The sequence below is a fragment of the Nocardia sp. NPDC055053 genome, from assembly GCF_053608285.1.
Genome location: NZ_JBSGVD010000013.1, coordinates 115531 through 129316 on the forward strand (window position 1 = coordinate 115531; position 13786 = coordinate 129316).

The window sequence follows — 13786 nt, forward strand, 5'->3', positions numbered from 1 at the left end:
TACTTCCGGGCCAGGCGGCATGGTAATTCATAGTCCGTCCTGGACTATTGTCCATCACATATTCAGCCGATACGGTGACTGCGGGCCTGTCAGCGTAAGTCGATATCGACGTGGACTTTTCCTGACCGATTGAGGGGATGAGTGGATGCCGGAGATCAGTTCTCCCGAACCGTTGCCGGTCGATCGCCGAGCCGGCTGCCCGTTCGACCCGCCTTCGAGACTTTCCGAGCTGCAAGCATCGGGACCGATTGTGCGCACCGTGCACCAGGACGGCCACGTCGGATGGTTGATCACCAGCCATCGACTGGCTCGGGAGATGCTCGTAGACGACCGCTTCAGCGCCCGGTCCGACCTGCGGCGCTCCGCCGTCGGCGAATCCAGCGGCGCACTCATGGCACCGCCGCTACCTGGCCAGTTCATCAGCATGGACCGTCCGGAACACACCCGCTACCGCCGGTTGCTGACCAAGTACTTCACCAGCAATCGGCTCGACCAGATGACACCGTGGATCAACGATCTGGTCGCCGCCCAACTCGACATCCTGGTCCGCACGGCAACGCCGGCCGATCTGGTCGCCCAGTTCGCCATGCCGATCCCGTCGATGGCCATCTGCGAGTTGCTCGGTGTGCCGGGTAACCACCGCGAATTGGTCCAGCAGATAAACTACGGCTATTCGATGGCCGATTCCGTCGACGAGCGCAACGGCTATATTTCGCGCCTCTACGGATATCTTTCCCAGCTGATCAAATATAAACGACTGTCAACCGGATCCGATCTGCTCGTCGAAATAATCGCCGACAATCCCGAACTCACCGACGAAGAACTGCTCCAGCTCACCCTCGGACTCGTACTCGGCGGACATGAAACCACCGCGAATATGATCTCACTCGGCGTTTTCGCGTTACTGGAGCACCCGGACCAGCTCCACGCGATGATCGCGGATCCGGCCAACGACCACACCGCCGTCAGCGAATTGCTCCGGTATCTCACCGTGACGCATATCGGACTCCCCTATCGGGCCGCGCTGGAGGATGTCGACCTCGGCGGAGCAGAAGTACGCAAAGGCGATACTGTCACCGTCGCGCTGCCGGCCGCCAACCGCGATCGGGACGCTTTCACTACGCCGGACGACTTGGATGTCCGCCGCACCGCGGCCCGTGGTCACCTCGCGTTCGGACACGGCGCGCACCGCTGCCTCGGCCAGCATCTCGCCGAGCTCGAACTGCGCATCGCCTACCGGCAACTCTTCGAGAGGCTGCCGAGCCTACGACTCGCGGTGGATGCCACCCAGGTACCGATGCGAACCTTCGCGACGATCTACGGGCCACGCACACTGCCGGTCACCTGGGACGCCGACATGGCCGGACCACAGGAATTCCCGAGCGAGGTCGCTTCGTGAAGCTCGCGACGGGAGGGCACGTCGAAGCGCCGGTGGTGTTGCGAGTCGCCGGGCTCCCCGCGTCGCATCTGCATCGGCTCCGGTTCACCCACACCTGCGCTGGAGTCGACGCGATACTCGCGCGCCTGGACGAGCTGGAGCTGGCGGGCGCGTCGATCGCCGATGCCCTGTATCCGGTGATCGGGGGACTCGACGGTGTGCGGAAGTCCCGTGTGGTCGGGCTGCGCCGCGCGATCTTCCAAGGACGCAGGCCGAGCACGCACGAGTGGAACGGCGACATCGCCGCGGGCCTGCCATCCGAGCTCGCTGTGCGCATAGAACAGTGGGTGGCCTCGCGTGAGCAGCTGAAACAAGCGCGCATCGAGCTGGCATCGACGCTGGCCGCCGAATCGCAAGCCCATCTCGGACTGCTCAAAAGCAGCGTGGGCGACAAGATGTTCGTGCGCGCACTGTCGCGTTCGAGCCCCGTGCTGTCGGCGGAGCTGGACAAGTGGCTCACGGGAGATCGCACTCCGAAGTCTCGTGTCGTCTTGCAGCTGATCCGCTACCTCTCGCGAGCGGTAGCGAAAACGAGCCCGTTCAGTACCTACACCTACAGCGGCCTCGGGAGCTGGCGCGACGATGACATCCCGATCCGCTTCACTTCGCTCTCACCACAGGTGACCGGCAGGACCGAACTCAACGGTCTCGCCGTGCAATGGATCGTCAGGGCGCTCGTGCAGCGAACGGGCCGGAGCGAAACGCTCCCCCTGCGATTGAACCCCAGCCTCACCCTGACCGACGGCGTGTACAGCTTCCTCGGCCCGCCACCCGGCGAATCCCTTGTTTCGGTGCCGGCGAACGAGGTCATGCGCGCCGGCGTCGCCGCGTTCGACGGCCGGAGATCGATATCGGCCGAGGAGTTCCTCACGCGCCTGTCCGGATCGCTCGGAGACGGCGAGGCAGCCCAGCGACGCCTGCGAGACCTCCTCGCCATCGGCGTCCTGGAACAGCCGATGCCCATTCCGGACATGTCGGATGATCCGTTCGGACAGCTGGCGCAGTGGCTCGACCTGGACGGGAGCGAGACCGCGACGCGGCTCGCCGCGCTGGCGGCAGGTGTGAGCAGAAAAGTCGGCTCGCCCGCACCGGTCGACGACCTGGCCGCATTCCGCGGATACTGCGACGACCTCGTCGCCGAACTGCGCGCACTCGGTGCCGCGGCCGGTCTACCCGGCGAATTCGCCGATGACGCGACGACACTCGTACACGACAACGCGGTGGTCGAGGAACCCATCGCCCACCTCGGCGGCGAGGCGTGGCGGCCTGCGCTGGAGGACCTGGATGTCGTGCGGTCCGTGCTGCCCGTCCTCGACCCGGCGCTGCCCCTGCGACTTGTCGTCGCCGAGTTCTTCGAACGCGGCTGGGGCTCGACGGCGAAAGTTCCGTTCCTCAGCTTCCATCGAGCGATCGCGGCGACGCTGGCGATGGCCGCGCGCGGCGAGGCAGATGCCCTCGGACAGGAGATTCGCGGCCTGATCGGCGCGCAGGCATCGCCGCTGCCAATCCTCGACGCCAGTGTGGTGCCGCGCGTTCGGGAGCTCGGCCGCGTCCAGGCAACGCTGCGCGAGACCTTCGCCGGCATGGCATCCGATCACACCGTCCGCTGGGCACAGCCGGATGACATTCGGCAGCTGATCGCCGCGGCGCCGGCCTGGTGTCAGCGCACACCGAGTTCGATCGGGTGCTATCTCCAGGTTCTGACCGACGGACCCCTCCGGCTCGTCGTGAACGCCATTCACGGCGGCCACGGCCGCGGGCGCGCCCGCCTGCAGGCGATCATGGGCCGGGCGTACACCGGTGCGGAGGTACCGAGCGCACCGGTCCGTCACTCGGAGACAACCCTGGCCGAACTCGGTGGCATGTTCGGTTTCACTCCCAATATCCGGGTCAAGAGCACCGTGGCCGAGATCGAATACCCTTTCACGGCCAGTGCCCGCCCCGAACGCGATCAAATCCCGCTGGGAGACCTGGTGGTCGGCATGGACACCGACACCGGGATGCTCACGGTGTCACGCACATCGGGCGAATCCGTTCACCCCCTGCATCTGGGCATGATGGCCGACGGACTGCTGCCGCCTGCCGCGCGACTCCTTGTTCAGCTGTTCGGTGAGTCCTACTACATCCATCCGAGCCAGCCGGTGCTCGTGGCGCCGGAGTCGATGGTGATTCCGGACCAGGTCCTGCTCCAGCCCAGGTTGGAGATCGGCGACGTAGTTCTGCAACGAGCGCGCTGGGTCGCCCCGGCGCAACTGGTTCCGAGCAGGTCAGCCGGAACCACGGACTCGGAGTACCTGGTCGAGCTCGTGGATTGGTTGCGTACCAATGGGATTCCGATGACCTGCTTCGTCCGAAAGTGGTCGGCCGACCTCCGCACCACCTCGGGCCGGATCGAGGGGTGGGTAGCGGACAGGTCTCGCAAGCCGGTCTACGTCGACTTCGCGAACTGGTTCCTCGTCGAGGTCTTCGAACGGATGACGCATGCTCCGGGGCCGGTGGTGATCTTCGAGGAGGCGCTTCCGGAAGTGGGCGAGTCGCCGGGACCGGACCGGGCGGACCCCGCCGTCGTCGAGCTTCTTCTCGAATTGTCCGGACAGGAGATCACCTATGGTGAATGAAGTTGTCGCCGAGCGTGATTGGATCAGCGCGCACGCGTTCTACCACGGCGACATCGACCGGCTGGTCGGCGATGTCGTCGCGCCGCTACGGGCCCGATTCGACAACGAAAACCAAGTCACCAGCAGCTTCTTCCTCCGGTATTGGGACGGCGGGCCGCACCTGCGCCTGCGCGTGCTTCCCGCGGCCAGGAGCGAGCGAGCGGCGGTCGAGGCGGCGATCGCCGACGCTTTCGGCGGGTTCTTCGAACGGTCGCCCGCCGCGGACGTTCTCACGGCGGCGGACTACGCGCGAATGGCGCCGCGGCTGGCCGCGGGCGAAGGTTTGGCGGAGTACCACACCGCGTTGTGCGCCAACAACACTCTGGTGTTCAGCACCTATCGTCGTGAGCACGACCGCTACGGTGACGGCGCCTCGATTCAGGCCGTCGAGCACCACTTCGCCGAATCCAGCACGGTCGCCGAGCACCTGATCGAGAGTGCCGCCGGGGGGCGAACCCGGCTGGCGGTGGCGACCGCGGCGATTGCGCTCGGCTGGTACGCGGCGTTCCCCGATCCCGTGGAACTCGACGGCAAACTCGTTGCGGCGCCGGGCATCCCGAGCGCTGCCGAGCAGGTGTGGAATCCGCAGTCACTCGCACCGCTGGTGGCGAAGATGCGATCACTCGCCGTCGATACCGGAAGCCGGAAACCGGTCGGTCCACTTCCGCGCTGGGGACGGAGTGTGGCGGCGCTGGCCGGACGGCTCCGCACGGAGCGGGCCGCGGCGAAGCTTCCCGCGCAACCGCTCGGCTGGACGGGCCCCGGCGCGGTTCGTTCGGGGCCGGATGCCGATCCGGTGCTGACGGTTGTCGACATGTGTATCCACCTGCTGTGCAACCGGATCGGGGTTGGTCCGGTCGCGGAGTCCGCCCTGCGGTCCGCGGCGATCGCGGCGATCGCCGACGACATCCGCGGTGCCGGGCAGCCGATGAAAGGGGCATCGTGACACCACCGGCCCAGGAACTCATCCTGTCGCTTCGACCCGGAGTCTCACTCGTCGACGATGTAGCGGCCGGTGAGCTGCATCTGCTCCACCGTGGGGTCTGGCGATACAACCAAGCCTTCTCGCATCCCGACGCCGACTACCGCCGCATCCTGCGGGAACTGTCGGCGGATGCGGGAATTTCCTGGCCACGACCTGAGGTGACCGGCGACGAGAGCGCGTTCATCGAATCACTGGTTGCCGGAGGCTGGCTGACGCTGACAATCCGCTCCGGCGATCAGCCGCACTACACGCTCCGCCCACTGCGCGATCTTCCCATCGAGTGCTTGGACGGCTCGGCCGATCGTGAGCCGGACATGGGCGACGTTCGCCTGTCGAGGTTCGTGGTCGTTCGATCGGAAGGTGACGGCGTTCTCGTCGAATCACCGTTGGCCGCCGCGCAGATATTCGTCCATCGGCCCGCGGTCGCCGGCTCGGTCGGCGCACTGCTCGCCGGTGCGCCCGCGACCGGCGGTGGCGAATTGCCACCAGGGATCAACGACCGGTTGATCCGCGACCTCGCGGCCCTCGGCATGCTGGCCGGTGGCACCGGCGAGGACAGCGCGGTAGACGTTCGCCAGTGGGCGCCACAGGATCTCTTGTTCCATCGGCACAGTCGCCAGGGGAACGGCGGGTACGACAACGTCGGTTTCGGCCGCACGGGGTGGGGCAAAGCACTCGGCCAGGCGGAGCCTGCCCGCCGGGTCCGGCATGCCGGTGCGGCGGTGACGCTGCCCGATCCCGACATCAAGTCGTTGTGCGCGACGGATATCCCGCTGGCACAGGCGATGGAGGAGCGGCGCTCGCATCGGGATTTCGACGACGACCACCCGATTCGGCTCGAACAGATCTCCGAACTCCTGTTCCGCTCCGTGCGGGCCCGTTCGGAGTATCTCCTCGACGACACCGAGTGCCTGAGTGTGCCGTATCCGTCCGGTGGAGCGGTGTACGAACTGGAGACCTATCTGGTGGTGCGCGTCGCCGACGGCTTGGAACCGGGCTTCTATCACTATGAGCGCCACGACCACCAGCTACGCAGGCTCGCTGGTAGCACGGCACAGGCAGATCAGATACTGCGCACCGCGGCGGCGGCCGGCGCGGTACGTCGACCGCCGCAAGCCGTCATCGTCATCACCGCGCGCTTCGGGCGTCTGCTCCGTACCTACGAGGGTGTGCCGTACGCGTTGATCCTCAAACATGTCGGCGCGCTGTATCAGACCCTGTATCTCGCGGCGACCGCGGCGGGCATCGGCATCTGCGGGCTCGGCGCGGGCGACTCGTCCACGTTCGAGGATGCGGTCGGCTTGGACTTCACCAGCGAAGGCAGCGTGGGAGAACTCATGATCGGAAGTCTCGGAGAGCAGAGGGCGGACACGTGGGACTGACACTGGACCAGGACGCGTACTTCGCCGAAACCACTTCCGGGACTCATATTCTCGCGCCTTCCGGGGAGGTGACGATCACCGGCCGCACGCCGTACCGGATGCTGGAAGCGCTGGCGCCACATCTCGACGGTTCGCACACCTTGACCGAAGTGTGCGACTGGCTACCCGACGGGCACCGTGATGCGGTGCGGAAACTCGTCGACGGATTGGTCGAGCGGCGAGTCATCCACCTCGACGAATCCAGCGGCGACATCGAAGGCGACGGCGCGGCCCCGCACGGTCTGGGGAACAGCATCCTCGTCGTCGGCGGCCCGGAGTTCTGCCACGCGGTCGCACAGGTGGTCGCCACGGTGGGCGTCGTGTCTGTCGCCTGCGTGAGCACGTCTGCGCCACAGGCAGAACTACCTGATGTCGACTGGACGGTCACCGACAATCCGTGGGAGCCCGCATCGATCGCGAAAGCCATCCGGAATTCGCAAGCCACGAACGCATTCGGACAGGTCTCGCTGCCCGACGCACCGGATGCGGATGAATGCTTTCGCATGTTCCGATCAGCGGGGGTTCCACTGGCTGTCTCGCTCCTCGCGGACTCCGGAATCTGGCTCGCGCGCGATGCGCGGGAATCCTCGTCGGAGCACATCGCGTCGGTGTTCCTACGCGTGCAGTCGACCTCGAGACAGGATCCGAACAGGCACACCACCTCCGCGATGCGGCCCAGCTCCCTGCTCTCCCGCAACATCGCCGCCCAGCTGGTGACCGAGGTGACCGGACACGACGCCGAGTCCCGGCTGACCGCGCGCACCGCGCGGATCGACCCGATGACCGGAGCTACCGAACTGGTCAACGCGATCGCGCACCCCTTCGCATCCAGCCCCGACGGGCCGACCACCGAAGGTTGCGCAGCGCGCATCGCGGAACTTCGAGCTGCCGGGCGGTTGAGCGATTCCGAATTCTCCCAGCGCGCAGCATCGTTGCGCGGTGATGCGATCGGCTTGTTCGGCGATATCGACGAGCACGACTACTCCCAGATACCGCTGCGAATGTGTACCACCCGGGTGTCGGATCCGATGGGTTTGTTGCGCAGGCGCAACCAGCAACAGCTCACCGTCGCCGGTTGGGGACGCGATGTCGCGACCGCGAGATATCGCACAGCGGCCAGTGCGCTCGAGTCCTATCTGTCGCTCGCTGTCGACCCGCGCAGGCTCGTTACCCAGGGCTGGCCCGCGGAACTACGGGCCAATCGCGCGGCGGCATTGGACGCGCTGTGGTCGGGAACAGTCACGGCGGAGGCATTCGGCTACCACCTGATCGACGGCGATGTCGTCACTGTCGATGTTCGTACCGTGTTCCCCGTCCTGGATCGCGCCATCGACGGGTATCGAACACCACCGGGTGTGGCATTCGGCTACAGCTGGGACGACGCGGTGCGGACCGGTCTGCTCCGCTACTGCCGAAGTCTCGCGCTGACCGGCTTGCGGTCCGGCACCGCGACCGCCGTCGCGGTCTCCCCATCGGAGCTCAGGTCGATACCGGAAGCGGAAAAGCTGATCGCCTTGATCAATTTGCTCGGTGCGGATCCGGCTGTCATGGCGATATCCGGTCGAGTCGCCGTACCGACCTTCGCTTGCCGAGTGGGCACGGAGCTGGTGTCGATCGCCTGCGCGCAGAACCCGGCGGAAGCGATCATCGCCGCGCTGACCACGGTTCTGCACACCTGCCAAGCGCGGTCGGATCGCCATTTCGACTATGCCCCAACATCATTGGGTGAGCTTCCGGAAGCGGCGGTAGTGACCGAGACGCTTCGGGGCGGCCTGGTGAACACCGCGTCATCCGGCGATCTTCTCGACACCCTCCATCGCGCCGGCCACGACATCGTCGTGGTTCCACTCGATCACGACACCTTCGTCGCCGGGCTGCTGCCGTTCGTCGTGCACGTGATCGGCTCCGAGAGATAGGCGGCACCAAATGACCGGAAAGACACTCGGGATCATCGGCAGCGGCGACATCGCGCGGGCGATTCGCGACCGGGTCGGCAATACGCAAACGATCTCCTTGGACGCCCCCGACCAGCTTGCCGCCTGCTCCGCGGTGGTGAGTGTGACCGATTGCTGGGATACCAGCGCACACGACCTCGTTCGAGCCGCCGCACAAACGGCACAGGTGCCTTGGCTGCCGATCCACACCGAGATCTCACGTGCCGTCGTCGGACCACTGGAAATCACCGGGACGCCGGGCTGCGGCACGTGCACCGAGACCCGCCGGCGCCGCACCCGGAAGGACCCGTCCGGCTGGGACGCTGTGCGCGAGCGCAATTCGAAGGAACTCGCGACAGTGCCTCCGCGAGCTTTGACCGCACTGGCAGCGGAATTCGTCGCCGAACTGGTCGACGACGAATGGCGACGACTCACCGACGCCGAGCCGATGCGGATTCACCGCGGCATCGTGATCGTCGAGCTGGCCGACCTGTCCTTCACCACGCATTCGTTCCTGCCGGATCCCCTGTGTTCCACGTGCGGGAGCCTGCGGCCGGACGACCCGGAACTGGCGGCGGTCACGATCGGTGCCGTCACCAAACTCGCACCGAAGACATATCGCGTCCGGGATGTACACCACGAATTCGACGCACTACGCGCGCTGTACGTTGACGCCGAGTGCGGACTCATCAGGGAGTTCAGCCGCGGCAACGAAGGCGGTCTCGCTGTCGCCGCGGCCCCTTTCGGTCTCCGGGGCGGAGGGATCGAACGGGGCTGGGGACGGACGGCCAACTACCGCTCGAGCGAGCTCATCGCACTGCTCGAGGCGCTGGAGCGGCATGGTGGCTTGTATCCGGGGGGTAAGCGGACGGTTGTCCGATCCAGCTTCCGCCAGATCGCTTCCGAGGCCGTCGACCCGCGTCAGCTGGCCCTGCATCCCGCGGAAAGCTATCGCAGGCCGGACTTCGGCTTCGAGCAATTCGACGACACCCGGGTGTACCCGTGGGTCTGGGGATATTCGTTCACGCGCCAGGCTCCGATCCTCGTGCCCGAGTCCTACGCCTACTACCGGGCACCGCGACGCGATGAGGACCCGAGGCCGTTCCTGTACGAGATCTCGAACGGCTGCGCGCTGGGCGGCTGCCTCGAGGAGGCGATTCTCTACGGGATCCTGGAAACGATCGAACGTGACGCGTTCCTGATGACCTGGTACGCGCGGCTCCCGGTACCGCGCATCGATCCAGCCGGGAGCTCGCGGGAGACCGCCGTCCTGCATCGCGTCATCGAAGACGAGTCGGGATACGACGTGACGCTCTTCGACACCACGATGGAGCACGGAATCCCCAGCGTCTGGGCAATGGCCGTGTCGCCGACGGACGATCCGGAACTGCCCAAAGTCGTGTGCGCGGCGGGATCACATCTCGATCCCGACCAAGCGCAGCGCAGTGCGTTGAACGAGCTCGGGCCGATTCTCGCCGGGATGGTGCGTGGCTACCGCAACGAACGAGAACGAGCCGCCGAGATGGCGGCCGATCCCGACGCGGTCAGGGCGATGTCGGATCATTCGATCCTCTACGGCAACCACACCGTGTTCGATCGCTTCGCGTTTCTTCGTCAGGCGGGCGCCACCGACCGCGTCCCGCCGATCGAGCTGCCGGAAACCGACGATCTCGGTGTGGACCTCCGCACTGTCATCGACCGGCTCGCGCGGCACGGCCTCGATGTGATCGTGGTCGACCAGACAACGCCGGAGCATCGCGCCGGCGGTCTGGCCTGCGTCAAGGTGATCATCCCCGGAACCCTGCCGATGACATTCGGCCACCGATTCCGGCGCGTCGACGGAGTGCCACGCCTGCTGAAGATGCCGGTGTTGCTCGGTCACGCCACACACGACCTGGAACCAGACGAGCTCAATCCGCATCCGCACCCCTTTCCCTGACGGTCCTAGGACGCCACCTCGGTACTCAGCCCGTCGAACATCGCCGTGATGTCGAGGTATTCGCCGGAGCGCAGCCTGCGCATCGCGTCCTCTACGGCGCTGATCTGCCGATCGATGCGGCTCCGCTCGGCTCCGAGGAGGTCGAGCTGGCGCCGCAGCGTCGACTCCATCACCACCGGTTCGGCAGCCAGCGCCTCCTTGATGGTGTTCAGGTCTGTACCGAGGTGACGCAGGACAAGAATCCGATGGAGAACCAGCACCCGCTCCGCGTCGTAGTAGCGCAGCCCGTTGGGGCCTGTCCTGCTCGGTTCGAGCAAGCCGATGTGCGCGTAATGGCGCAGAGTTCGGCTGGTCACGCCAGCCTTTTTAGACAGTTCCTTGATCGACCACTCGTAGGTCACCGACACTTTCGACGGCTGCTCTCTCCCCATACCTTCGCATGATGCCAGTTGACGTAACGTCAAGTGCAACAAGGGAGTTCGACACCACACGCGCGGCAACGCGATTGACTCACCCATCTTCCTGCGGTAGCTTTGATCGTGCTCGACGAGCTATTACGTCGGCTGATCCAGCATGATCAGGAGGGGAGTGCGGTTCCGGTTCCACCGGATTTGGGCGTGTTGTCGGCGAATGCTGGATCGATATGCGATTACAGCTGACGTCTTCGATAATTTGGCATACCTGATTTCTCATCGGAATGGCCGTCGGCAAGGTCGTACGCAACCCCAGCCAGTTTCCGCAGTTTAGTCATGCGCGGCAAACCATGGTCGACACAAACCCGGCCAGCGGTACGCGGTATCGACGACCCAAGAATGGAAAGGACTAACCGATGCCTCCGAAGAAGAAAAAGGTCAGCATCCAGGTCACACTGAACCTCGAGGCCGGCAATGCCGCCATGGTCGACCTCGGCAAGATGCTCGGCCCGACAGGCGCCAAGACGATCGATATCAAGAAGGAGTACGACGCCGCGACCGCGGCTCAGCGCGGCGAGGTCATTCCGGCTGTCATCACGGTCTTCGAAGACCGCAGCTACGAGATGACGCTGAAGACACCGCCGACCTCGTTCCTCATTCGCAGAGCCCTCGGCGTACAGTCCGGCTCCAGCCGACCCGGCTCCACTACCGCCGGCGTCCTGACCAGCAGCCAGCTGAAGTCGATCGCGCAACGCAAACTGACCGATCTGAACACCGTGTCACTGGAGGCGGCGATGAAATCCGTCGCGGGCACCGCACGTTCGATGGGCGTCAAGGTCGAAAGCTAGCCCGTCCGAGGCAAATTTCAGAATTCGGCACGGGGGAAACAATGGATGAACTCTCACAGCGGGCCGCGGAGCTCGTTCGGGCTGCCTTGGACGGCGACGACGAGCTCGGGAACGCGGCACTGCAGTTGACGACTTCCGTCTCCGCCGATGAATTGGTCGATGTCGTTCTGGAAATGATCGGAAGCTGTGGCCGCCACCTGGCCGACCAGAATCTGTCCGAAGCGACACTCGGTTTCCACGCGTTCACGGACGACGACATGCTGGGTGTCGACGAGGTTCATCCAGCAGTCCGGGCCACCAGTCGAGCACTCTTGTGCTCGATGGACGGCGACAAGGAATCCGCCCGATTGCAGATCGATACTGCCATCCGGATGGGCCATTATCTCGAATGCGCTGCCGTTGTCACGTTGGCGGCGTCCTGGCACGCTCAGTCGACCGCGGCATTCTGGTGGCCGGCGGGTGTCGTGCGATCGGATGACGTGAAGAATTCGTAGCCTCGGCCCAACGCACCGTCGATTCACGGCGCGTTGGGCCGCCGCCGAACTATCGGCGAGTCATGCTCCGCGACACCCTTAGGTGCAGCACGAGCACGCACAAATGCACGGCGTGCAGGACGCTCCGGTCTCGATCATTCCGTGACCCTCGGTCAGCGATTCGATCGACAGTCCGGCGTCGCCCAGTTCGAAGACCTCCATCGGCAGTTCTTCGAACTTCCGATGGAATTCGTTGCGGTTGTCGTTGCTCATTGTGCACCTCCTCCCCTATTTGTTCCGTCGATTACGCTCCTAGATTCGCAAATCTATTCGGGCGGCGCATGATCCGGAACGGACTGTTCCTCGCGATGCCGAGTGGCCCGATCTAGCCCGGTTGAGACTATGGCTCCCCGGTCGGGCCGCTGTTACCTTGACTTACGTCGGTAGATCGAGGGGAGTGCACGGTGCAGAAGGACGCGACACCGCGGACGATCTCCGTGGAACGTGCCGCCGAATGCCCCTTCGATCCTCCGAAACTCATTCGAACACAGCGGGCCGGCGAATCCGTGGTACGGATTTCCCACCATGACGGCAATGCCGGGTGGATGATCACCGGCCACGCGGTGACCCGCGACTTCCTGGCCGACGAAAGATTCAGCGCTCGTTCTGATCTACGCAGATTCCCGCTCGCCGGTCCCGGTGGCGATATGCGCGTCGCGGCGTCACCCGGCCAATTCACCAACATGGATCGCCCAGATCACAGCCGGTACCATCGAGTACTCGCCAAGTATTTCACGAAGCAGCGGCTCCGCGTCCTCACTCCTGCCATCGAAGGTCTGGTGACCGACCGGATCTCGGCAATCAGAGAGCTCGGTCCACCGACAGACCTGGTCACCGCGTTCGCGATGACGATTCCGTCCCTGGCGCTCAGCGAACTGATCGGAATTCCGCCGGCGCATCGGAAATTCGTCGAACAGCTCAGCACCGGCATCACCACCAAGCCCGACACGGAAACGCGGTCCGCCGACGTGGTGAAGCTCGTCCACTACGTCGGCCGGTTGGTGCGACACCGCAGGCAGGTGCCCGGCGATGACACGCTGACCGCGTGGATGGCCGATCCCGCCGCGTTCACCGACGACGAAATGATCCAGCTCGTGGTGACCGTCATCCTCGGTGGCCACGAGACCACCTCGAACATGATCTCGCTCGGGGTCTTCGCGCTCGCCGAGCATCCAGCGGAGCTGGCACGGATGCTCGCCGATCCCGCGTCCGACGACACCGCGGTCGACGAACTCCTGCGGTATCTCAGCATCACCCAGGTCGGAGTGCCGTGTCGCGCGGCGCTCGCCGACATCGAACTGGCTGGGCAGCCGATTCGGAAGGACGATACGGTCTCTGTCGCCTTGTCGGTGGTCAACCGCGATCCAGAAGTGTTCGCGCATCCCGACCGGCTCGATGTGCGCCGACCGGATGCCCATCGGCACCTCTCCTTCGGCTACGGGGTGCACAAGTGCCTGGGAGCGCAATTCGCCAAGCTGGTGCTGCGCATCGCCTATCGAGGCCTCTTCGAGGGGCTACCCGGTCTCCGCCTCGCCGTCCCGGCCCGGGAGATCCCGATGCGCACGGCGATGTCCATCTACGGACCCGAACGGCTTCCGGTGACCTGGGGGTGATCACT

The 13786-nt window shown here is 65.3% G+C and carries 11 protein-coding genes; 9 read left to right on the plus strand and 2 right to left on the minus strand.

Annotated features, from left to right (window positions below):
- Positions 1-250: 250 nt before the first annotated feature.
- Genes ACWF82_RS16325 through ACWF82_RS16350 form a run of 6 tightly spaced genes read left to right on the plus strand, consistent with a single transcriptional unit; the run spans position 251 to position 10374 of the window.
- Positions 251-1399, plus strand: coding sequence for a cytochrome P450 (locus tag ACWF82_RS16325; protein WP_452501900.1), 1149 nt, complete (start codon positions 251-253; stop codon positions 1397-1399).
- Complete coding sequence (locus ACWF82_RS16330) at positions 1396-4056, plus strand: lantibiotic dehydratase (RefSeq protein WP_452501902.1); 2661 nt, start codon at positions 1396-1398, stop codon at positions 4054-4056. Before ACWF82_RS16325 ends, ACWF82_RS16330 begins: the two co-directional genes overlap by 4 nt.
- Entirely contained in the window at positions 4046-5041 is a 996-nt protein-coding gene (locus ACWF82_RS16335) for a lantibiotic dehydratase C-terminal domain-containing protein (protein WP_452501904.1), read from the plus strand. Before ACWF82_RS16330 ends, ACWF82_RS16335 begins: the two co-directional genes overlap by 11 nt.
- Positions 5038-6462, plus strand: a complete 1425-nt coding sequence (locus tag ACWF82_RS16340) for a SagB family peptide dehydrogenase (protein WP_452501906.1) — start codon at positions 5038-5040, stop codon at positions 6460-6462. Before ACWF82_RS16335 ends, ACWF82_RS16340 begins: the two co-directional genes overlap by 4 nt.
- Entirely contained in the window at positions 6453-8417 is a 1965-nt protein-coding gene (locus tag ACWF82_RS16345; RefSeq protein ID WP_452501908.1) for a hypothetical protein, read from the plus strand. The genes ACWF82_RS16340 and ACWF82_RS16345 overlap by 10 nt, the downstream gene beginning before the upstream one ends.
- 10 nt (positions 8418-8427) lie before the next feature.
- Complete coding sequence (locus ACWF82_RS16350) at positions 8428-10374, plus strand: TOMM precursor leader peptide-binding protein (RefSeq protein ID WP_452501910.1); 1947 nt, start codon at positions 8428-8430, stop codon at positions 10372-10374.
- 5 nt (positions 10375-10379) lie between these two features.
- Here the strand turns inward: ACWF82_RS16350 and ACWF82_RS16355 are convergent, their stop codons facing one another.
- Positions 10380-10805 carry a MerR family transcriptional regulator gene (locus ACWF82_RS16355; protein ID WP_452501911.1) on the minus strand — a complete coding sequence of 142 codons (426 nt, stop codon included), beginning with the start codon at positions 10803-10805 and terminating at the stop codon, positions 10380-10382.
- 398 nt (positions 10806-11203) lie between these two features.
- On the opposite strand from ACWF82_RS16355, the gene ACWF82_RS16360 reads away from it, so the two are divergent.
- Together ACWF82_RS16360 and ACWF82_RS16365 are read left to right on the plus strand one after the other, a co-directional pair.
- Positions 11204-11635 (plus strand): uL11 family ribosomal protein, encoded by a 432-nt coding sequence (locus tag ACWF82_RS16360; protein WP_452501913.1) that lies wholly within the window; start codon positions 11204-11206, stop codon positions 11633-11635.
- Positions 11636-11676: 41 nt separating this feature from the next.
- Positions 11677-12129 carry a hypothetical protein gene (locus ACWF82_RS16365; RefSeq protein WP_452501915.1) on the plus strand — a complete coding sequence of 151 codons (453 nt, stop codon included), beginning with the start codon at positions 11677-11679 and terminating at the stop codon, positions 12127-12129.
- 78 nt (positions 12130-12207) lie between these two features.
- Here the strand turns inward: ACWF82_RS16365 and ACWF82_RS16370 are convergent, their stop codons facing one another.
- The gene (locus ACWF82_RS16370; RefSeq protein ID WP_452501917.1) at positions 12208-12381 is read right to left on the minus strand and encodes a thiomuracin/GE37468 family thiazolyl RiPP peptide; all 174 of its coding nucleotides are present in this window, start codon (positions 12379-12381) and stop codon (positions 12208-12210) included.
- Positions 12382-12674: 293 nt separating this feature from the next.
- Here ACWF82_RS16370 and ACWF82_RS16375 point away from each other — a divergent pair, with 293 nt between their 5' ends.
- A complete protein-coding gene (locus ACWF82_RS16375; RefSeq protein ID WP_452501919.1) occupies positions 12675-13781 on the plus strand; it encodes a cytochrome P450 in 1107 nt (368 codons plus the stop codon).
- Positions 13782-13786 lie beyond the last annotated feature (5 nt).

Excerpts from the sequence above, each read along its gene's own strand:
- ACWF82_RS16355 (WP_452501911.1), bottom strand. The coding sequence starts at position 10,805 with ATGGGGAGAGAGCAGCCGTCGAAAGTGTCGGTGACCTACGAGTGGTCG.
- ACWF82_RS16370 (WP_452501917.1), bottom strand. The coding sequence starts at position 12,381 with ATGAGCAACGACAACCGCAACGAATTCCATCGGAAGTTCGAAGAACTG.
- ACWF82_RS16360 (WP_452501913.1), top strand. The coding sequence starts at position 11,204 with ATGCCTCCGAAGAAGAAAAAGGTCAGCATCCAGGTCACACTGAACCTC.
- ACWF82_RS16365 (WP_452501915.1), top strand. The coding sequence starts at position 11,677 with ATGGATGAACTCTCACAGCGGGCCGCGGAGCTCGTTCGGGCTGCCTTG.
- ACWF82_RS16335 (WP_452501904.1), top strand. The coding sequence starts at position 4,046 with ATGGTGAATGAAGTTGTCGCCGAGCGTGATTGGATCAGCGCGCACGCG.
- ACWF82_RS16350 (WP_452501910.1), top strand. The coding sequence starts at position 8,428 with ATGACCGGAAAGACACTCGGGATCATCGGCAGCGGCGACATCGCGCGG.